Below are 21,782 nucleotides of genomic sequence, written 5' to 3' on the forward strand. Positions count from 1 at the left end.
AGGTCTAGGCGCCCGGGCACATAGGCCCGGAGGTTTGAACGTTGTCCAAAGCCGAGGCAACGTGGGCCGCTTGCGAAAAGCAAAACCACGGCTGGCCCCGTCAAGAATAATGACGTGGTCAAAGCTGACGCAATGGATCGCTGTTGGCCGTGGTCAAGGACACCAGGCCGCCTACCAAGCGTGGCTCCAAGTTACCAAAAAAACCAGCTCGCCGGTGTCAGCCATCGGTCGGTTGCCCGGCCCGGATATTGGTCGCCCACACCACTGTCTCGCGATGGGGGAGCGCACCACCATCCTGCTCCTGAAATGGTTGGGCGCAAGCGACATCCGGGAGCAGTTCCCAGCTTGGCCCTGTCCTCATCCACACCCCATCGAGGGGATACGTCACAGGAACCTCGTGGGTAAGCTCCCTGGTTTGCTGTCGATAGCCAAGGATCTTGGCATCGACCATGGCGTATTTCCCGGGACCTCAATTCCGTATGTCGCGACGCTGGACATTTTGAGCACTTGGCCGGATGGTGACGGCTTCTTTAAGCTGCATGCCACCGAGTGCAAGCCACAAGATCTCTATGAAGACAAAAAATCTAATGAGCGCATCAGGGAGCGTTTAGCCCTCTCCGGCGAATATTGCCGGGTGGCGGAAATTCCCCGGCAGATTTTTCATCCCGAGCAACTGCCAAAGCCATTGGGGGTGAACCTCGATGCACTATTTCCCCCGATGTCGCGAGCCAAAGTCGAGGTTGCACGGCGGTCTCGCGTTTACCAACGCCTGGTCGAGGCGCTGCATTCGGGGTATACCAACCGTTCCCCCCACGAGACGGTCATGCGTGTCGCCAAAGCAGAAGGCATGCACGTCGACACCGTTTTCAAGCTAGTCCATCTCGCCATTTGGACGCAGGACGTCGACCATGACATCTCGCTTCCGCTGGAATTGTTCCATCCGCTGATCCCTGGCGGCCGAGTGCTGCGAGAAGCGCTGAAGCGCTCGATGACGTTAGGAGGCGACCGTGGCTAGCCCCGTTCGCATCAACGACATCTTGGAGAGCGCGGACGGTTCTCAATTTCTGCCGGGTCTCTGCCGGGTACTCGGCTTTCGACATGAGGCCGGGGAAGTATGGTTGATTGCATTACCGCGCTTGAGTGACGCGAATCCGAATCGGATGCAGGACTATGTCAAGGCCCCCTTTGTCGAGAAGCTGACCGTCGTCAGTGAGTGGGTTTCACTGCAGCAGGTATTTGTCCACAAGCAAAAAGAAAACCCTAAGCTACGTCTCTCGGATAGTGCACTATTTTCATTGGCAGGCGACGCGGCCGAATCGCAGGTCAAGCGCGACATGGCCAAGCGGGACGCTCACCTCACCATCGTGCTGTTTCTTATTAGGCGTGAGGAGTCAAGTGATCTCTCTCTCGCACCGAGTGAGGTACTAGCCGATCCCGAAAGGCTGCGCCAGCGGATTCGCGAATGCGCACGTCTGTTCAACGTATCTGCCACTTCCGTACGTCACTATTTGCACCTCTACTGGGCCCGCGGGTCTCAAGCCAATGCGTTATTGCCGGGTTATGACCGGTGTGGCAATTCGGGACAGCCGAAGACGCAACGGGTCAAGATGGGGAGGCCATCCACAAGGTTTCTAGAAGGACGAGTCCCATCCAAGGGGTATGTTCTGGTGGACGGCGATGCGAAAAAGCTCGCGCAGGGCTACAAATTAGTGAGCCCTGAGCGTAACCTGCAAGATGCCTATTACCTGACGTGTAGTCGCTACTGGGCTACGCACGAGGTTGATCGTGAGGGGCGGACGCGAGTGACCTTGTGGCCTCCGGAACAGAGGCCCACGATAAATCAGTTTCTGTACTGGGGGAGAAAGCTTTCCAAAACCTGTGCCAAAGACATGTTGCTTCCGGCTCAGGCGCGGCGACAGAAACATCACGCGCGGGGTGGTTCTACTCAGGACCTGGTGGCGATGTTAGGCCAGATGGGTATGTTCGATGGGACATCTAACGATGCACATCTCTGCTCACTCTCGGGGCGGCTGAAAAAACTGCCACCCATGACCCGTTCAATATTGAAAGAGGGGCGAACAGGTTTGATCACGGGTGTGTACTGTGGATGGGAAGCTCCTTCCCCTGCCACCGCCCTGCAGACTCTGTTGCATTCGGCCAGCGATAAGGTCGCGTTCTGTGCTCGGTTTGGCGTCACCATTAAAAGTGAAGATTGGCCGGCGATGCTGATGCGTATGGTGATTGCCGACCACGGCGAACTGAAGGCGGAAGTGACTTCGGAGGCGGAGAAGCAGTTTGCTTTCGGCATCGTGTACGCCGAGACCGGGCGGGGTGATCGAAAAGGTCCCGTCGAATCCCAGCATCACAAGGATCACAAACTGCTTGACCACAAACTGCCAGGCTCAACCCACGGGCGTCGCAGAAATCGAGGAGAAGATCATCCGGCGATTGACGCGCTCTGGAATTACTTCGAGTACATGCGAGAGCTCATCCTCCACATTTTGGACCACAACACCAAAGAGGAAGTACCGGATCTCGCGCCTTTTGAAATGCTACTGGAAGACCCGCCCATCAAGCCGACGAGAGTAAACATTGCCAAGTGGCTGCGTGATCGCGGCATGGCGCTCGACGTCCCTGTCGATGTCGAAGCATTTCGGGCATTCACGTTACCCGACGTGCCTGCTGTGATTCGCAAAAATGGGCTCTATCTAAAAGCCAAGATTTTTGGCCGAGAGCAGATGTTGCCGCGCATGCGTTTCAATGGGCCGAAACTGATTGAGATGGGGCTCATGGCACAGGTCAAGCGCACGGGGTCTCCTATTCATCTGAAAGTGAAGATGAGCCCGGAGGACCTCTCTACGGTGTGGATCTCGACCAAGGAAGGGCTGTTTCCACTGACCAATCAATGTCGTGACTCGACCTTTCTGAAGAAGATGACATTGACCGAGTGGGTCCAGATGCTGGAGGACATGGTGCGCCGGTCCGACGCAGAAATTGGGGAACGGGACCAGTATGCGTTGGACCGTGTGCTGCGACGGGAGAACACCACCAAGATGGCGGGCGAAGAGCTAGAAGAAGAAGTGCGTGCATTGGGAGGGAAACCGTCAAAGAGCTCGCTCAGAGCCAACCTACGCCAGCACCGGGACGAAGAGCTCGAACTGTTGAGGTTGCTGGAGCAACAAGACAAGGAAATGACCGTGGAGGTCTCTGGTCCGATTCCAACTCCCGTGGTCGTTGAGGACGTCGCCTTCAACCCTGACGCGTCTGCGATGGACGAACTGAATGCCTCGGAGCAGCACGATGAATGATCCTCAAAAATACCTGGACCATCCCGAATTGCTGATGGGCGAGAATCCATTTCTTGAGGAACTGTCGCCATTCATGACACCGACAGTTATGGCAAACCGTCTGTCGAAGACCCCACTGTCTAAGAGTCCTTGGAAGAGTTTGCCGCCTTTATACAGGGAACCTCTGCTGGCATTTTCGACAGAGCACTTCGCACCCACCAGAATGCTCTTGCCGGTTGGCGCATCGCTCCAGGGATTGATCAGAGGTGCGCTTGTTCAGAGAAATCCGACGCGACGTGAAGAGCAGCGGAGAACCAATGCGATCGGCCTTGCCCCTGGCATTCAGGAAATCACCAGCTACCCGAGGCTGGATGCCGCCGCCATGATTCTGGCCGGTATCACAGGGATGGGGAAGACGGCCGTAGTCAAAAGAGTTCTTTCCTTGGTGGCACCGAGACAGGTGGTCGACTATGGTCCTTCGGCGGTCTGTGGGTGGGAGAAATTGCGTCAGGTGATCTATTTATATGTAGACCAGCCGAGCAATGGCTCACGGGGGGCATTGCTCAAGGCCATTTTGCTCGCAGTGGATCATGTGGCAGAAACGGACTACGCAGAGCTATACAAACGTACAGTGAACATCGACACCTTGCTCGTTCTCGTTTGCAAGGTCCTGACAGTGCATCGTGTCGCTTTGTTGGTGATCGATGAAAAACAAGAGCGAAATTTTCAGGACAGTCCTTGGTCCAACGAATTCATCCTTTTCTATCTAAGTCTGATGAACCTAGGCGTGGCCATTCTCTTGGTTGGAAATCCTCTTGCCTTTCGCCACCTTCAGATGTTTTCTCAAGTTATGCGTCGATTCTCGGTCGGCGGGATCCATACCCTCAGGCCGAGCAAAAGCTCAGATGAGGCATGGTGGAAAGAAGATCTTTGCCCACGGATTCGCCGGTTCAGCGTGGTGGAACATTGCGCGCTGGACGCAGCCGATCGCGCCAAGTTTGAATTCGAACATAGTGCGGGCATTCCCGCGTTGCTTCAGCAGCTCAATGTTGAATGCCAGAAAGTCGCGCTTCGCCGGGCCAGTGGATCCGAGGTCACGCTGACCATGGAAGACTGCCGTCTTGCTTTGAAGTCGCCCAGCCTCAAGGAGCTTCTAACGATCGCCGAACAAGTTCGGACCACAGATCCATCGACTGTATACATGCAGGATATCGTTGGTAGCGAGGATGGGGATCTCCAAGATCAAGGCGGCTTTAAGGTTCCAAGCGCGGTGACGGTAGATGCGCTAAAGAAAGCGGCAACGCAGTACAAGAAATTTCAAACACGTGAATTGGGCAAGTTTACGAAGAAGTTGCAGCATGTCAGCGAGCTCTCCGCCGATGAGTTGCAGGCATTAGGGGTATCGTCTGAATTGCTCGCCGCTGCAGAGCAAATGCAGGAGGAAGTTGAAGCACAAGCACGCGAGAAGAAGGCCAAGGTAGCGGAGAAAAAGCCGAGAAAAACGTAGGCTCTCTCTCTGGATTTTTTTGCTGAGAAAGTGGGCTTCCGATGCAACGTAACGAAACCCTTCAAAGAGAACGAGAACCTTCGCCCTCATTGGTTAATTCAAGTTCTGCATTACGTCCGATCCGATTAGACAGGTCAGTATCGCGTGCTCGTCTGGTTGACGACCGTAACGAAGATGCGTAGCCAGAGGATCGTCACGCCATGCGTCAAAGAACTTCGGAGCCACTAGATCCCATTCGGGTGAGAAGTGACGCCATCGTCTTTCCCATGTGTTCCATCGATGCCAGGTTTCTTGAACGAGGGAGAAGGGTATCGGATTGTCGACATCGTCATAGAAGCAATTTTCGATGAATCTCACCAGCCGCCAGTAGGCGTCGCAGCGATTCGGCTCGGGTTCTGGCGTCACTTTGCTGCCACACCATTGACAATCTTCTGAAGGCAATAGCCAGCAATTTTGATGTTGTTTGAAGGCCTGTCCACAGTGGTTGCACGACGTTAACAGCGGTGTCTTATGGCGAGGGCAGTGATCGATAAACCAAACCTGATGCATCACTTTCCATAGAGGCATCCCAAAAGTTTGGACGTCCTCGTCAAGACATTCATTGCACCAAGACATATGACTGTCTGTTTCAAGAAATGCGGAGAACCGGAGGTGATGCCAGTTTGTTTGATCGACATTTCGGATCCTTCTGTCGAGGACAGGCGTGTGGCCTGTAACCTTTTCATAGACCGGGAAAAGCGTGTATTTCGCTAGGAATTTCTCCAGAGGAAAGTTTCTGCCAAAGGCTGCTGCTGAAATCCGCTTTGCGTTCAAGCCGTTTAGGGCATCGGCGTATTTCCCCATCGTAAGAAACGGGTTGACGAAGTCAACGAGGCGTTTTCTAAAGCTTAAATAGTTGAGTGCAGCCAATATGGAATATGGCGTGCTTCCTTCGGGGAACATCGGTACAACAGGAAAGTGGAAGGGCTTTTTTTTGTCGCGAGGAAAAACTTCCGGAGGCGCTTGAGTCATGGCGGGAGAGGGTGTCGGAATTTCTGTATCGAGGTAAATGCGAAGTGCTCAAGCAGCATCAGCCATGCTTCCTGGGCGCTAGGCCCAAAGGAACCTATTCGATCGGAGGGTGATCACGATGTCGTTGGCGTATGTGCCCTGCATCGAGCAGGATGAGACGGTCTACAGTTGGTGTGCAACCATTCATGGCTTGAGTGCAAATCTGACCTCTGAGGCCACATCAAGGCAACTGTTTGGTATCAGCCATGCTTCGAGGCAACATGTGTTGCCAAGTCGTGCAAGTGAGCTACTTCGGCGCTTTTCGGATGGCGATCAATCGCTGGAAAATTTATTGAGGAGGCATACGGTTGCCGGGCTGTTCTTCCCTTTTGCAGCAAGATCACACGAAAGACAGGAGGCTATTCGCGAGCTGATGGCTTCAAAGCAAGTTGGGGCATCAGGGAACCAAGTTTCGGCTGCGCAAACGTTATGGCGCACGCTCTTGTGTCACACAAGATCAATGCCATTGGATTATCCGTTGAAGTGGTGTAAGTTCTGCGTTCGCTGCGATCAAGATCGTTTAGGGCGAAGCTATTGGCATGTGCAGCATCAGTGGCCTACAAGCATGGTATGTCATCGTCACGCTGTGAAGCTAAACACGTATGTCGGGTCGGGGAAGAAATGGTTGCTTCCCTCCGCACTCAGCGGCGGCTCGGAAACTCCACAGGAGGATCGTTCGTTCATGGTCGCTGACGCGATCATCAACGCTCTAGCCAGCCAAATTTCCACGATGGAAAGCATTGATACAAGGGCGCTGCGTGTTGCGGCTTTAGTCCGGATGCAACGGCTTGGGATCATCCACTCAACGCATTCAGTAAGGCACGATCGAATTGAACACTGGTTCAGGGCTGGGGCGATAGGAGCTTGGTGCCAAAACGCTAGCTGTGGTATGAGTTGTTTGGCATCCGGAGAATGGCTACCCAAACTGCTGTGGCGCCAGAAGCAAGACCATCCCATCCGTTGGATCGTTGCGTGGGCCGCGTTGGAATGGTCAACTCCTGAGGAGGCTGCATCCGCTTTCTTGATTTGCCAGAAGGGCGTCTCCGAAGGCGCGAATGGACAGCTTCTTTTGTTTGCAGCCGATACGACCCTCAATGCCCAATCGACTCCAGAGCATGTTCGTCGTGCCTTCGATGTGGCGGCAAGCTATGAGGAGGCCATGACCTTGTTAAGCGCGTCGAGAGGAGATATCGTCCGATGGTTGGAAGCAGATCCGGAGCTGAGGCGGTGTTGGCGTAGTCGCTTATTGACGGAACGAGTGGATAAGGCGGCGCTGACGTTGATTGTGTATCGATCAAAATTCCCTGGAATTTCGAGGGAGGCGCTCGTGGACCTAGCCCCGAAAGACGTCACTTTGCTTCGTAAGCATCGGCGAGAACTCTTGCATCAAATCATGGCCTCTATCCCTGCCACAAGGGTGAGGCAGCTTGGCCTCTTTTAAGCATGCGCCCGCTGTATGTTTGCACGCTGGATATCCATGTCGGAGTTTGCAAATGCGGTCCGGCATGGCACTGAAATTTTGATCTGGGTGCGATCGCTTAATTAGGCTCGGTCAATGCTAGAGTTGCCAGATGAATGCTATTCAGGCCCAGTTAATTGAGAGGAAAAAATTAATAATTGCAATGGTTGACAATCCTTTCTGGTTTTCAATAGGGCTACATCGCATAACCATCAAAGTAGTAATTTTGTCGGCGATGAACCTATCCTTGCTATTCATTTCCGTATTCATCAACACCACACCACCGCTTGGCCCAGATGATGTCGAATTTTTATCCAAGGATGCGTTGCGCCACACAATCACAGCCATCATCGAGTACAAATCCAAAGATAACCTACCCCACTTCAAATAACTATGCAGAACAACAAGACGATCCTTGATCAAGTGGAACAAGCCTCTAAGATTGTTGGATCAGTTGCCGTACCACTGCTTGTTGCTTTATTTGGCTGGTTAATTCAACAGCAACTCGCATCACAAACCGTCAGTAGAGACTATGTTCAACTTGCTGTATCGATTTTAAAAGAACCAAAGAAAGAGGACGATCAGCAACTGCGTGAATGGGCAGTAGAGTTGCTAAACAGGCATGCCCCTATCAAACTTGGAGAATCTGTATCCCAAAAGCTTCAAGCGGGCGATATCCTATTACCCAACTCCAACAGAGTCGAAAGCAGCGTTCAGTTTGACATTGTTATCAAACAATGGTTCACAGCACTAGACTCGGGAAAATACAATGAGGCCTGGGAACTAGCCGGGGACACATCGACATACCCATTGGACCTATTCATAAAAACATACAAACAAGAATACGTAAAATACGGAAAATCGCGTGGTCGCGTTTTAACAAGCATACAGCCAGACCCTCAAGCAGATTATCCTCAGGCGGTGAAATATAACTTTGTTTCAAATTTTGAAAATACCGGACCAGTTAATGAATTCGTGACTCTTAGCCCGACAGCTTCCGGCATTAAAGTGGTTCGCCATTCATACTCAATTAGACGTTGATTACCGTCCTCCAGGTAGCCCCTTTTGTATGTAGCGGTTGCACTGGTTAGCCGCACCGGCAAGCTCCCACTCTTCTTGAATTCCTCGCGGGCTTCGTACCACGGCAACTGTCGGTACAACTCAGGATTTGCCGCTTCCCATTCGGGCGGGCCATAAGTGCTTTGACGAGGACGCCAAGCACTGCTGGTCGCTCACGATCGAATGTCTCACGCGGGGATCGCTTTCCGCTGGCGGAAGGTTGAACCTAAGATTAGGAATCCATGCGAACAAACGTAATCTATGCGATCTGCGACGAGCCGTATTGCCTTTGGGAAAGTGACATCAAACATGCGGCTACTTCTTTCTTAAAGTCTATCGACCACGGTTACTTTTCGTACATCGCGCAACGATCAGCGCCCGATCTAGAGGATCCTGATCATGGAATGCGAGCGGCAACAAGTCTGCGCTTAGCACTCTTTCACGGTGCGGAGACGCTTTTCCTCTTGATAGGAGCTCTTCTCCAGGCCGAGAACTGTCCACATGCCTGGGTTGCTCAATGCTCCACAAGTGAACTGCGCACGGTGCTCAACAGGATCCAGCAGGGTGATGATCTGTTGATGCTAAACAGGCGGATTCGCATGCTGTCATGGTCGAATATTTCTCGGGAAATTCTTCGCTGTAGTGCACCGCGAACGGATGCCGTGGAAGAGGCGGTCGCTTCGTTTGCTAAGTTATGGGAGTTGCTCGCGCTAAACCACACGCAACAGTCGTCGATCGACGAATACAACAGCTTGAAGCATGGCTTCCGCGTTGCGCATGGTGGATTTTCTGTAGAGATCGGATTGGATGCCTCAGATAATTTCCCCCAGCAAAAAGAAAACATGATGGCTCTTGGAAGCAGCAAGTGGGGCGGCTCTTTCCGTGTGATCAAGAAGTTCGCCAATGACCGCAACGGAAGCAGGAGTCGTCAGTCAATTGAATGCGCGGTGAATTGGGACGCGAGTGCCGTAGCCGCCTCACTTCTACTGGTCTCGGCATCGATAAGAAACGTTGTTTCTTGTCTCCGGCTCTACTCTGGGCCTGCCGATGTTCAGTTTGAGCTTCCGCACCCCGTTGTCTTCGAGGCGGCGTTCAAAAGAGTCACACTGGACTCCATGAGCCTACCGACGGCCCCACCAGTCATTCGATCCACAACCAAAGATCAACTGTTGGCAGAGATCAAGAGGACCACGGTGCGCCGGCTGAATCGAGCTCTCGTGCATGTAAGTTCGCTTAGAGAATGACGAATTGCAGACGGAGTGAAGCTGGTTTCGATTCAGCATTTTGTGCTGAATCCGTTAGAGAAAATTGGGCGACACGCTGTTGTTAGTGAGAGGAGATTTGCGACAGATGGCCGCTTTAGTCAGGGCGCCACTTGTGGTCTCCTAGCATGTGCAAAAGTACGTCAGCCAAACGCGTTTCTTGCTTGTTCAGGACTTTTTTATTGTCTTTAAATCAAGATGCCGTGCTGCCGGGCCGGAATTCAGAACTATTCCACTTCTAAACAGAAAAATTTGAACTTCGCTCTAGACTGAAATCTTGCAAATTCTGTTCAGAACTTTCTTCCGTTTTACCAGGTCTTGGTTCAACGTAATAAAGTTCTGAATGGAAGAATAGAGTTCTGAATTTTTTTGGTTCATTCAAGGTCGCTTAGAGAAAATAGTTCTGAACAAATTTACTCGATCTGGTTCGCCCTAGTTGAACTAGGGCGCGGGATGGCTCTGCTAGGCGACTTTCTCGCCGGCTAGTTCGCCATCAAGAGGGGCTGAGCACACGCTGGTGGGCTGCTTCAGGCTGATTACCGACTTTGGCCAAATTCGCGGGAACGACTGCTGTGAAGTCGATACCGGTCATGGCGAGCAAGTTGAGTATTTGCGGTTTGCAGCGCAATTTTCGATCTGTAGCGCGGCCGTCCTCAAACTCATCCTAGCCCGAAGGCTCATTGACTATAAAGACTTAATCAGCTTCGCGAGAGGTTTTAATTTCTTGGAGGATCTGCATGAAACGCCGATCGTCCAAGGGGTAGCAGAGCATCACAAGAAACGCCAACAGGTATGCGAGTGCAGGAAGCAAAGAGACGCTGACCTGAATGCCAAGAAGCGCCCGGTCACTTTGCGCAACGACATTGGGTGCGTAGCCGGTGAAGCCGAGCAGAAATGCCGGCAGCGCACCACCCAACGCTTGTCCTGCCTTCCTGGCGCAAGAAAAGACCGAGTAGGTCAGCCCCTCGATGCGAATGCTGGAACGCCATTCACCGTATTCGACAGTATCCGCAGCGAGTGCCCAGGTGGTCATGCCCACCATCATCTGTCCGCAGCCGATGAGGGCCAGGGGCAAGTACAACTGAGCCATGTCCGACGACGAGAACAGGAACAGGCCGCCATGACCGACTGAGGTCAGAGCGAGCCCAGATAGGCAGGTGGTCTTCTTGCCGAGTTTCTTGACCATAAATGGTGTAAGCAGACCTGAAACAAGGGTGCCGAGAATCGTTGTGACGCCGATAATGACCACGAATTGAGAGAGGTCGCGCAGGACGTACTTGGTGAAGTAGATCAGCGACGAGGCCATCGAAAACGCACCTGCAAGAGTTAAGAAGGTGGTCGCACACAATGTGATCAATGGTTTGTTCGTGAGTATGCAGCGAATGCTTTCGCGCGTGCTGGGGCTCGGGGTATCGCGAACGACGGTTTCGCGTGTGAGCTTGAAGCAAGCCATGTATAGAAATACTCCGATCACGGATATGTACAGGACGAGATGAGTAATGCCTGCGTGCTTATCTTGCGTTTCACCCAGAAGTGGCTTAAGAAGGACGGCCAGCGCAACACCCGGGATTAAGGACATCGCCGTGCGGGAGACGCCTAGCAGGGCACGCTCGTGTGGGGCCTGCGTCATGACGGAGGCCAGTGCTCCGTACGGGATGTTCACGAAGGAGTATGCCGTGACAAGCAGGCCGCAACTGATTACCGCATACGCAAGCTTCGCTCCGTATGCCCAATCCGGCGGAACGGAAAAGATGGCTACATTTGCCAGCATAAGGGGGATCGCCCCCCACAGCAGAAAGGGCCGAAATCGCCCGAGTCGCGGCGAAAGCCGATCGATCGTACGCCCGGCGACCACGTCGGTGAATGCGCTGAATCCACGAGTCAGCAAGATGAGCGAACCTGCTACGGCCAAGCTGAAGCCGACGACATCCGTGTAATAGTTGAGCAGGAAGAGTGCCCCCAGACTGAAGACGAGATTGTTTGCAAAATCGCCTAGTCCGTAGCCCGCAATGTGAGACCAGCTCAGATAGGTTTTTTCGGATGCTTGTTTCATGTTTTCTGTTTATTTGAGGAGGGGCGCCGGCAGCATCTAGTGTGGTGAGTTAGAAGTTTGAAGACAAAACCTCTCAATGCTGGGATGCGGTTGCTAGCCCTAGGCGCACCAGATGCGCGAGACGACCGTCTGCGACAGTCCCGTCGGCACAGGTCAGCACGATGCGCGCTCGCAGTGCAAAGGCCTGAGACGTTTTGCGCCGCAACGTCGGGAGCTTGATCTCCTCACGGTTGGTGCCCGTCAACACCAGTCTCGTTTCGGGTCTTTCACTCATGACTGGCTCGTCAAGTACACGAGCTACACGCGTGTACACGAGAGACCTTGGCCCTCAAGAATAGTGCAATGAACTTCTAACTCACCATATTAGTGTTCGGCGCTATATTCACGCACGGTTTCCAGCATGGCATCCAGGAGCGACGAAGATCCACTCTCACGGTACAGGCAATGCAACTCGAAGTTGAAGCCGGGCGACCCCGCCAGGCGTTTGTACACCACGTTGGGAATCTGCAGCACTTTCAGGGACGGTGGGGCTAGCGTCACGCCGAAGCCGCATCGCACCATGGAAACTGCAGTCAGGATGTCATCAACTTTTTGCCCAAAGTTGGGAATGAAGCCGAACATCTTCTCCCAGTCCGCGTCGGAGACATTGGCATTGGTTCCGATGAATACGTCTGCGGACAACTCTGCAAGAGACAGCGAGCGTTTCTGTGCCAAGGGATGATTGGCGTGCAGCACAACGAACGGTGGTTCCTTGCACACCGTTAGCCGTGTCAGGCCTGGCTCCTCCGGAAAGAATCGGTCAAAGGCAATTTCGATCTTTCCCTGCCGCAGCAACTCGATCTGTTGACTCTTGGGTGTGTTGTGCAGTGCAAGCTGTACCTTCGGATGGCGGGAACAAAACCTCTCGATGATCTCCGGAACGATATTGAAGATAGCGGTGCCGTAAACGCCTATGTCCATCCGCAACGGTGTTTCCGTCTCGGCGCGCAGCGCCTCTGATTTTGCGAGTTCCAGTTCGGACAGGATGTTCCCGGCGCGCTGAGCCAATGCCTCCCCGGCTGAGGTGAGCACCATCCCGGAAGTCGTGCGCGTAAAAAGGGGAGTTCCAAAATGCTCTTCCAGGGATTGGATTTTCCGTGTCAGGGCCGGCTGCGTGATATGCAGGCGATGTGTCGCGCGCCCGAGGTTGCCTTCCTCAGCGACGACCATGAAAAATTTCAGTAAGCGTGTATCCATCTCAAACTTCTGGCTCTCGGGTTCGTACGGGCCGGCACTGTTGCGTATCGGATGCCGCTGCTCAATAGGGGACTACCCCACGCGTCTAGAAATTTTGTCGCGATGGGCTCGGGCTGCGGGGGCGCATAGCACCTGACCAGTGCCGCGAGGAACGAGCCAAATGGCTCGAGTTGCCCCGCATCTCTCGGGAGAAATTCGGATGTCATGGAGACATGTAAAAACGGCATTAGACCCCGCCATCCGAACCCGAATAAATTCAGGCGGATTCGCGGTCGGCCCTCTCAGGTTCACGGCAGGGTGGATTGGCATGGACGTCTGTGCCGCGCGGATACCTGATCAATGCCCCTTGGGGTTGGAGGAGTCAACTGTGCAAGTATTCAAGAAGAAAAATGGCGTTTATGCGGTTTCAATGGCGATTGTCGGCGCTACGTTCATGACAGCCTGCGGCGGAGGTGGGGGAGAAGGAATCGCGTCCGGTGTCGTTGCAGGATACGTAGATCCAGCCAAGCTGGATGGCCAATCACTGTATGCCAGCGGAGATATGGCTTCCGTATCAGCGCAGATCGTCGCCGACAGCCAGACGCACGTGACCGGCAAGCTAATTCTCAAGGTAGGAGATCTGAGCTTCAAGGATCTCAATGGCAATGGCATCATTGATCCGTATGAGGACTATCGCAAGTCCGTCAACGAACGCACGGAGGACCTGCTGGCGCGCATGAGCGTCGATCAGAAGGTCGGCCTGATGGCGGTGGACAATGGCTACATGCGTGCGGGCACGGGACCCGCTGCGGTTTGCCCGACCTCAACCCCCATGCTTGGCAATCGCGATCTGGTCTGTGAAACAGGCTTCGCGCTGTATGGCGGATTGGCGGTTGGCGTGGCGACCTCTACTCTCATCAATGAATACAACACCCGATACATCGTGACGCGCGATGCGAGCCCCGCGCCAGGCACGATGGCACGCTGGTCGAACCAGGTGCAGGAGATCGCCGAAGCGTCGGCACTGGGTATTCCGGTTGTGATCATCTCCAACCCGCGTGACCATGCGGCCGCCGGTCTAGGCTTTTCAGAATCATCCGGCAACTGGCCGGGTACGCTGGGTATGGCCGCTGCGGCATTGGGCGATAAGACGGCTAACGGCCAGCAAGACCTGATCCGCAATTTCGCCAAACTGACCGTGAATGAGTGGGTGGCCGGCGGGATGCGCAAGGGCTACATGTACCAAGCAGACCTGGCGACGGAGCCTCGCTGGACACGCGTTAACGGAACCTTTGGTGATGATCCTGATTTCGTCTCCGAAATCCAGACCCAGCTCATCGAGGGCTTCCAGTCGCCGATCAAGGTCTCGTCGGGCAAGATAACGGCGCGCATGGGCGTCGCGATGACAACCAAACACTTCCCCGGCAATGGCATTGCTCCCAACGGTATCGACTCTCACGGCAAGGAGGGGATGTACGCCGTCTATTCGTCTCCCAAGAGCCTGGGTTATCACCTGAAACCTTTCCAGTCAGCCGTGGATGCAGGTACCAGTGCGATCATGGCCTACTATCAGGTTCCCAGAAATGCTGGGTCGGTGGAGCAACTACCCAAGGATTTCTGGTACTCGCCGACACAGCAGTTTGAAGAGGTCGGCGCTGGTTTCAACGACAAGTTGTTAGCCTACCTGCGCAAGGGTATGGGTTTTAACGGTGTTATCAACACCGATAGCCGCATCATGCTCGATGAAGGCGAGCCATTTGGTACTGAAACACTGACCTCTATTCAGCGTGAAGCGAAAGCGATCAATGCTGGCGTTAATCTGGTTTCGGTTGGTACCGGCGAGTACCGCAACGGCGTGTTTGAGGCCGTCGCACACAAAGACATCCGCGCCGCGCTTGACCAAGGGCTGGTCAGCATCGACCAGATCAATGATTCCACGCGCCGCCTGCTCAAGGAGATGTTCCGCCTGGGCCTGTTCGAAGCGCGCTATGTAGACGAAGCCTATGCCACTTCGGTCGCCAATGCAGATGCAGCCAAGGCGCTTGAGGCCCAGCACAAGTCCGTGGTGCTACTGAAGAACACTGGCGTGCTGCCGCTCAAGAATGCGGATGCTGGAGTCAAGATCTACGCCGAGGGCTTTGCAAAAGGCGCTGCGAAAAGCTCGCTGACGACGAGCTTGATAGCCAAGCTGCGAGCCGTCTATCCAAATGCCACTTTCGTGAATGACTATGCGCAAGCGACTGTCGCATTCCTGATGGTCACGCCCACCAATACCACTCTATGCAGTAACGCCAGCTCGCCGTCCTATGTTGCATGCGCGGAGCCGCCATCTCCGCTGGCGAGCGGACTGACTCGCTCGCACCAGGAAATCGGCATCAACGACTTTACGATTGACGAGGGCGGGCTGGCGCGAATCAAGACGATCCAGGCGAACACCAAGTCGGTGATGATGATCAATATGGGCAACCCGTTCCTGCTCGACGGGATCGAGCCGAACGCCTCGGCGGTCGTGGCGACTTATGACATCACAGTCGACGCCTTGCTCGACGTGATCAAGGGAAACTTCAACCCCACCGGCAGATTGCCAATGTCGATTCCGGCCGGGCAGAGTGCCCTGACCAAAAACGCGTCAGACCTGCCGGGTCACTACGAAAACTTCGCCTATGCCTACAAAGATGCACAAGGCAGCGAGTACAAATTCGGATTCGGGTTGAGCTACGGCAAGTAAGATCCCGCCTGGGACGGAAGCATTGTGAGGGCCTCGGTCGCGCAGCAAGCGCGCGACCGATCCTTTTCTCGAAGGCACGCCGTACGGCACTAACTTGGTTTAGCTTAGAGACATCGACATAAGCCTGTCGCCCTTAACCTCTCCATGTGAGCGGTTGACGTTGCTGCTAGTTTGTCGATTGGTGACGCGGCATCAGGTCGCCATGAAGCACGTCACGCCTGCATCGGCCAATAGTCTCTCATAGTTAGCTGGGGGCGGCTTGTCAGTGTAGAGCCGGTCAATGTGCTCAAGGCGCGCTAGCTCCACCATAGCTGGTCGACCAAACTTACTGTGGTCTGCTGCCAACCAGACCTCTCGCGAGTGCTCGATGATGGCCCGTGCGACAGTGACTTCGCGGTAGTCAAAATCGCGCAAAGTGCCATCAGACTCGATCGACGAAATGCCAATGAGGCCGATGTCGACTTTGAACTGCGCAATGAAGTCGACCGTGGCCTCACCCACGATGCCACGGTCACGTGCGCGCAACACACCGCCCGCGACGATGATTTCGCAGTCGGGGTTGTCGCAGAGGATTGCGGCGACGTTCAGGTTGTTGGTGATGACTCGCAGGCCCTTGTGGCGCAACAGTTCACGCGCCACCGCTTCCGTCGTGGTGCCGATGTCCAGGATCAACGAACACCCATGCGGAACATCCTGCGCAATCCTGCGGGCGATGCGTTGCTTCGCCTGCGCGTTGAGCTGATGGCGCAACTGGTAGGTGATGTTCTCGGTGGTTGAAGTTGGTACGCGGACGCCACCGTGGAAGCGATCAAGGTGGCCGTTCTCAGATAACAGTTTTACGTCGCGTCGAACGGTCTGCAATGTGACGCCCAGTCGGTCAGCTAGGTCTTCCACCATGACCGATCCCTGCGCACGCACTTCATCAAGCAGCTCGGACTGTCGCGGGTTCAATGTCATGGGTGTGAAGCGTACTGTCCTACAAGGGTAAACCGCGAGAGGGCATACCCGGTGTTGTCGGAACACAAGGTGCCAGTACATTGCATCGAAACGCGCGATAACGATAACAAATGATCTGAAACGATCAAAAACAATCAAGCCTAGAACGTCGCAGCGCGCTTTTCGAGAGAACTCTTGAATCACTGGTCAGGTTGTACGACCAGGGCACATCGTCCAAACCAAGAAAGGGACTTCAATGAAACGAGCTTTTGCATCGATGGCGCTCAGTGCGCTGTTAGTCGGGTCTAGTGTGAACGCCTACGCGGCGACACCCGGATACACGCCGGGCGTCACCGTGACCGCTAACGAAAACTCCAAAACCGGATACACCGCGACGTTCGTCTACCGGGCCGACCCGACCGTGACGAGAGTCATGCTGTACAGCGACACCTTCATGCTGTGGGACGAGCAAGCCCCGCAGTACACCGGTGGCAGCAACGGCATGAACTTGAACAATCTGTCGCCTGATTTCAAGGCCGCGTATGGACATCTCCCCGGAGACTACAAGACGACCTACTGGCCAGGCGGCGGATCGGGAAGCTCCCGGTATGCCGTCGAGTTGACCAAGGTCGCGGGCACTGAGGACTGGGTCACCACCGCAGATTTGTCGAGCGGTGCGTTCGTTTACAACTTCGAGATCACCAAGAACGGCATCACGACAGCGCGGCTCGATGATCCTGCCAACCCGGCGCTCGTGAACACCGCGACCGGCCTGCGCAGTCTGTCCAGTCTGGTTTATGTGCCCTATAACGCCGCCAAGCAAGGTACGGGCGAGTACCGTGACCGTAGCCTCGAACTGCCCCGTACGGATGGGAAGACGGGGGTTGTGCAGACCATCACCTACCCCGCCTCGAATGGCACGGACCGTGGGATGACGGTCTATTTGCCCTACGGCTATGACGCAAAGCGTGCCACACCGTACAACGTGCTGTACATCAACATGGGCAACTCGGGTGACCAGTTCGGCAACGAGATGCGTTGGATGAACGAAGGTGCACTGCCCAAAATCGTGGATAACCTGGTTCAACAGGGACACGAGCCGTTTGTAGCGGTGTCGGTGAACTACCAGGACTGGGGTCACAGCTTTGCGCGGATCGAGCCCGACGTGCTCAACTACATCCTGCCGTTCATCGAATCGCGTTACAACGTGTCGAAGAACCGTGCCGGACGCGGCTATGCCGGCCTGAGTGCCGGTGCCGGTACCACGGCGAACTTCTACCTCAACCACCCAGACGTTTTCTCGCAATTCGGCATCTGGAGCAACGGCATCACGCCGAACGCCCAGCAAATCGATCTGATCTCGCAGTACAAGGCCACGACCAACGTGCACATTGGCCTGGGCAAGTGGGACTACGTCTTCGGTGGCCGCGCCATGCACAGCACCTTGGCTGCCAACGGTATTCGACATGAGTTCACCGAAATTCCTGGCGGCCATGACTGGGAATTCTGGCAACTCATGTTTGCTAAATTTGCCAAGGAGTACCTGTGGAAGTTGCCGTCCTGCACCAGCCCAAGCGACCCTTCCTTGGTGAATGGAGCTTGTACGCCCGAGCTGACGTTGAACGTGTTGCCCTCGGCATTGAACCTGCGCACCACCACTGGCGTGGTACAGGTGGTCATTGGCGCCGCGTCAGGCTACAGCCTTTCCGGTTGGACGGTGCGCGATGTGAAGCTGAGCGGCGTTTCGCCAGTGTCTCTCGCCCGCTCTGCGAACGGCGCTACCTATGTTGCCACCTTCAATAAGGCGACGCTGAGCGGGCTGCCTTCTGGCTCAAACGTGCCCGTCAATGCAACGGCAACCCTCGCGGGCAGCGGCAATTTTGGGTTGGTTCAAGCCAGTACGACGGTAACGGTCATCCGCTAATCAACTATCGCGTGGGCGCGCGGTACGGCCGCCCACGCAGTCCAATTTCGAAGGGGAATCTCAAGTGTCCAAAAGACTTCTGATCGCGTTCTTATCGGCCGTGGCCATCCACGCCCAAGCGGGGCCGCTGGTGTTCACCAACACCCAATACACCACCAGTGCGGTCGCGGTGGCCGACGGTCAGGCGGACTACCAAACCGCCAGCAGCCCGCCAGCAACGTTGCCTGCTTTAGCTTCGGCTGCGGTGGTTGGCAACAACGACTTTGCAGCGTCCAGTGGCCTAGGGACTGCAGGGCTGCTCACCACCACCGCGGAGGTCGACAGCGCCGCTGGGCCCGCTTTTGCAACGGGACAATCTCAGTTCATCGGCTCCTTTACCGACAGCGGTTGGGTTTCCTTGCACTTTGACTTCCTCACGCTGTCATCCATCTTCGGTGACGCCAGCGCTTACGGCAGTGTTTTCGTTACCATTACGAACACACTAGGCGGCGCGACCACGACACTGTTCAATGATGTTTTCACGGACAACGTGAGCTTTGATTTCGGTTCGTTCATTCCCCTGGGCGGTGTCACGACACTTGACCTCATCTTGGTGAGTGACATCGGCACCAGTGACGCAGGCCAGTGGGGGCAGAACTTTGCGCAAGTCAGTTTCTACGGGCATGTGCCCGAACCGTCGACTTGGGCGCTTACCTTGTTGGGCCTGCTGGCTGTTGTTCTTCTCTCGCGTGGAGGCTTAGTGGCCGGCCGAGGCTTCAGAGGTATGCCCAAGCCAGGCTGTTGACAACTCTTTGCGTCGGACCTCGCCGCGGTGGAATCTCCAGAGGGGGTTCTAACCGTGGTCTACCACCGCCGCCACCAAGTGTTTCACAAACGCTTGCTGCAGCGGCGCGGGCGCCTCGCTGTCGTGGGTCAGCACCTGCACCGAGCGTTGCTGAAAATCCAGCTCGGGAATGGGCACGGCCACAAGCTGGCCCGAGGTCAGCAAGACCGACACACTGATCACCGAAGTGAACAACAGGGTCTCGCCCTGCAGTGTGAGCGGCAGCAGTGTGGCCAGATTGCCCGAGTATGAACTGTTGAGGCGCAGACCTTCGGCCTGAAACTTCATGTCGAGCAACTGCCGCAACGTGCTGCCCTGCACCGGAAGGCCCAGCGTGTGTTGCGTGATCTGTTTGAGCGAAAGACGTTTGTGTCTGGCCAGTGCATGTTGTGCACTCATCACGGCCATGACGGGCGAGTTTTGCTGGTGTTCGACACGCACGCCTCGTTCTGGTGCAAGCGAAAACTTCAGCCCCACGTCGACATCGCCACGCGACACCTGGCCACTGACACTTTCGGGCGATCCCACCCACAGCGACAACGAGCACTCGGGGTGCTGTTGTCTAAAGCTCAGCATCACCTCCGATAAAAAGCCGCAGGCAAAGCCATCGGTGCTGGCAATCTTGATTTGCCGCTGGGCTTGCCGGGCCGGGTCGCGCAACTCTTCCAGCACCCGTTCGCCCTCCAGTGCGCTGCTGCGCACATAGGCCGCGAGACGCTCGCCGGCGCTGCTCAACACCATGCCGCGTGCACGCCGCTCGAATAGCGCGCAGCCCACGGTGTCTTCCAGCTTTGAAATCTGCCGGCTGATGGCCGAGCTGGCCACATGCAGTTGTTCTGCCGCCAGGGTGATAGAGCCAGTGCGCGCCACTTCCAGGAAGTAGCGTGCCGCCGTGTCAAACATGATGCTTTGGATTGGTGCAGTCATTGCTTTTATGGCAATTTACGATTTTAAATTCTCTAATTGTAAATAGTCATGCGCTCGAATAGATTTCAGTTCCATGACAAGCCCTACCCAAACCAACACTGCCCCCAGCAGGGAAACACTACTGCAAACCGTCGCCGCCTGGTTTGATAACGGCCATTACGCCAGGCTGTTGGCCGCCCGTGTCCGGCACCCCACCGCCAGCGAAGAATGTGCTGAAGATGTGTTGACGGCCTACCTGCAGGACAACATCACGCCCTACCTGCAAGATTTGGATTTCCACTGTGAAGTGATCGCCAACCCGCTGCCCGGCATGCTGCCGGTGTTGATTGCACGGCGGATTGAAGACGCCGCTTTGCCCACCATGCTGACCTACGGCCATGGTGACGTGGTGCGTGGCCAGGATGCGCAATGGCGTGCAGGTCTGCAACCCTGGGCGCTCACGCTGGAAGGCGACCGCTGGTATGGCCGTGGCACGGCCGACAACAAAGGTCAACACACCATCAACCTGGCCGCGCTGGCGCACGTGATCCAGGCGCGTCAAGCACAAGGCGGCCGCCTGGGCTACAACGTCACGGTGCTGCTGGAGATGGGCGAAGAGGTCGGCAGCCCCGGCCTGCGCGAACTCTGCGCACAAGAGCAAGAGCGCCTGCGCGCCGATGTGTTCATTGCCAGCGATGGCCCACGGGTACACGCCGCACAACCCACGGTGTTTCTAGGCTCGCGTGGCATCGTCAATTTCAGCCTGCACCTCAAAAGCCGCGACCGTGCCTTTCACTCCGGCAACTGGGGTGGGGTGTTGACCAATCCGGCGGTAGTAATCGCCAACGCCGTGAGCTGCATGGTGGGCCCACGCGGCGCCATGTTGGTTGAAGGTTTGCAGCCGCCACCCATCAGCGACGACATCCGCGCCGCCTTGGCTGGCGTGGACGTGGGCACGGGCGAAGACGATCCCGCCACCGACCCGGCCTGGGGCCGCAGCGAACTCAGCGCCTCCGAGCGCCTGCACGCCTGGAACACGCTGGAGGTGTTGGCCCTGGGCGCGGGCTCCATCGAACGGCCCGTGGGCGCCATTCCCTACCAGGCCACGGCGCATTGCCAACTGCGTTTTGTGCCCGGCACCGATTGGCAAAACCTTGAGTCCACCGTGCGCGCGCATCTGGATGCCCATGGTTTTGAAGACGTGGTGGTGACGGTGACCGCCGCCACACCCGCCACGCGCCTGTCGCTGCAAAGCCCGTGGGTGGCGTGGACGCTCGCTTCGCTACAGCAGTCCACCGGCAAAACCCCCACGCTGTTGCCCAACCTGGCGGGCTCTCTGCCCAACGATGCGTTCGCCGAAATCCTGGGCCAGGCCACGCTGTGGATTCCGCATTCCTACCCGGCCTGCGCCCAGCATGCGCCCAACGAACACATACTCGGCTCGGTGGCCAAGGAAGGTTTGCTGATGATGGCCGGCTTGTTCTGGGACCTCGGCGCACAAGCTTCTGCGTCGGCTGCGGCGCCCAACACGGCGCCGTGGGCCACGCCGCACGCATGACTCTCCAATCCCCCA

Annotated in this window: 16 protein-coding genes; 11 read left to right on the forward strand and 5 right to left on the reverse strand. The window is 55.7% G+C overall.

The annotated features are described in order from the left end of the window. The first annotated feature begins 109 nt into the window (after positions 1-109). Genes ACFQ95_RS14040 through ACFQ95_RS14050 form a run of 3 tightly spaced genes read left to right on the forward strand, consistent with a single transcriptional unit; the run spans position 110 to position 4,794 of the window. Positions 110-1,015: a hypothetical protein gene (locus tag ACFQ95_RS14040; RefSeq protein ID WP_422831894.1), complete on the forward strand. Its 906-nt coding sequence runs from the start codon at positions 110-112 to the stop codon at positions 1,013-1,015. Next, positions 1,008-3,308 carry a hypothetical protein gene (locus ACFQ95_RS14045; RefSeq protein ID WP_422831896.1) on the forward strand — a complete coding sequence of 767 codons (2,301 nt, stop codon included), beginning with the start codon at positions 1,008-1,010 and terminating at the stop codon, positions 3,306-3,308. The genes ACFQ95_RS14040 and ACFQ95_RS14045 overlap by 8 nt, the downstream gene beginning before the upstream one ends. Next, a complete protein-coding gene (locus ACFQ95_RS14050; RefSeq protein WP_422831898.1) occupies positions 3,301-4,794 on the forward strand; it encodes an ATP-binding protein in 1,494 nt (497 codons plus the stop codon). Before ACFQ95_RS14045 ends, ACFQ95_RS14050 begins: the two co-directional genes overlap by 8 nt. A 93-nt stretch (positions 4,795-4,887) precedes the next feature. Here ACFQ95_RS14050 and ACFQ95_RS14055 read toward each other — a convergent pair whose 3' ends face one another. Beyond that, positions 4,888-5,805, reverse strand: coding sequence for a TniQ family protein (locus ACFQ95_RS14055; RefSeq protein ID WP_422831900.1), 918 nt, complete (start codon positions 5,803-5,805; stop codon positions 4,888-4,890). 118 nt (positions 5,806-5,923) lie between these two features. Here ACFQ95_RS14055 and ACFQ95_RS14060 point away from each other — a divergent pair, with 118 nt between their 5' ends. The 4 genes from ACFQ95_RS14060 (at position 5,924) to ACFQ95_RS14075 (ending at position 9,606) form a co-directional block, all read left to right on the forward strand. Further along, positions 5,924-7,285, forward strand: coding sequence for a TniQ family protein (locus tag ACFQ95_RS14060; protein WP_422831902.1), 1,362 nt, complete (start codon positions 5,924-5,926; stop codon positions 7,283-7,285). Positions 7,286-7,415: 130 nt separating this feature from the next. Further along, on the forward strand, positions 7,416-7,694 hold the full coding sequence (locus tag ACFQ95_RS14065; protein WP_422831903.1) for a hypothetical protein: 279 nt from the start codon (positions 7,416-7,418) through the stop codon (positions 7,692-7,694). A gap of 2 nt (positions 7,695-7,696) precedes the next feature. Next, positions 7,697-8,344, forward strand: coding sequence for a hypothetical protein (locus tag ACFQ95_RS14070; protein WP_422831905.1), 648 nt, complete (start codon positions 7,697-7,699; stop codon positions 8,342-8,344). Between the two features lie 260 nt (positions 8,345-8,604). Then, entirely contained in the window at positions 8,605-9,606 is a 1,002-nt protein-coding gene (locus ACFQ95_RS14075; protein WP_422831906.1) for a hypothetical protein, read from the forward strand. Between the two features lie 712 nt (positions 9,607-10,318). Here the strand turns inward: ACFQ95_RS14075 and ACFQ95_RS14080 are convergent. Continuing rightward, complete coding sequence (locus ACFQ95_RS14080) at positions 10,319-11,677, reverse strand: glycoside-pentoside-hexuronide (GPH):cation symporter (protein ID WP_422831907.1); 1,359 nt, start codon at positions 11,675-11,677, stop codon at positions 10,319-10,321. Between the two features lie 363 nt (positions 11,678-12,040). Continuing rightward, a complete protein-coding gene (locus tag ACFQ95_RS14085; RefSeq protein ID WP_422831909.1) occupies positions 12,041-12,913 on the reverse strand; it encodes a LysR family transcriptional regulator in 873 nt (290 codons plus the stop codon). Between the two features lie 367 nt (positions 12,914-13,280). Between ACFQ95_RS14085 and ACFQ95_RS14090 the strand changes: the two genes are divergently transcribed. Next, positions 13,281-15,620, forward strand: coding sequence for a glycoside hydrolase family 3 N-terminal domain-containing protein (locus tag ACFQ95_RS14090; protein ID WP_422831911.1), 2,340 nt, complete (start codon positions 13,281-13,283; stop codon positions 15,618-15,620). A gap of 192 nt (positions 15,621-15,812) precedes the next feature. Here ACFQ95_RS14090 and ACFQ95_RS14095 read toward each other — a convergent pair whose 3' ends face one another. Then, the gene (locus ACFQ95_RS14095) at positions 15,813-16,577 is read right to left on the reverse strand and encodes a DeoR/GlpR family DNA-binding transcription regulator (protein WP_422831913.1); all 765 of its coding nucleotides are present in this window, start codon (positions 16,575-16,577) and stop codon (positions 15,813-15,815) included. 235 nt (positions 16,578-16,812) lie between these two features. Here ACFQ95_RS14095 and ACFQ95_RS14100 point away from each other — a divergent pair, with 235 nt between their 5' ends. Further along, on the forward strand, positions 16,813-18,480 hold the full coding sequence (locus ACFQ95_RS14100; protein ID WP_422831915.1) for an alpha/beta hydrolase: 1,668 nt from the start codon (positions 16,813-16,815) through the stop codon (positions 18,478-18,480). Positions 18,481-18,580: 100 nt separating this feature from the next. Then, on the forward strand, positions 18,581-19,264 hold the full coding sequence (locus ACFQ95_RS14105) for a PEP-CTERM sorting domain-containing protein (protein ID WP_422831917.1): 684 nt from the start codon (positions 18,581-18,583) through the stop codon (positions 19,262-19,264). A gap of 48 nt (positions 19,265-19,312) precedes the next feature. On the opposite strand, the gene ACFQ95_RS14110 is transcribed toward ACFQ95_RS14105, so the two are convergent. Beyond that, a complete protein-coding gene (locus ACFQ95_RS14110) occupies positions 19,313-20,230 on the reverse strand; it encodes a LysR family transcriptional regulator (RefSeq protein WP_422831919.1) in 918 nt (305 codons plus the stop codon). 73 nt (positions 20,231-20,303) lie between these two features. Here ACFQ95_RS14110 and ACFQ95_RS14115 point away from each other — a divergent pair, with 73 nt between their 5' ends. Continuing rightward, the gene (locus ACFQ95_RS14115; RefSeq protein WP_422831920.1) at positions 20,304-21,767 is read left to right on the forward strand and encodes a M20 family metallopeptidase; all 1,464 of its coding nucleotides are present in this window, start codon (positions 20,304-20,306) and stop codon (positions 21,765-21,767) included. Positions 21,768-21,782 lie beyond the last annotated feature (15 nt).

It is taken from the genome of Variovorax sp. HJSM1_2 (assembly GCF_049316285.1).
GTDB lineage: Bacteria > Pseudomonadota > Gammaproteobacteria > Burkholderiales > Burkholderiaceae_C > Rhodoferax_B.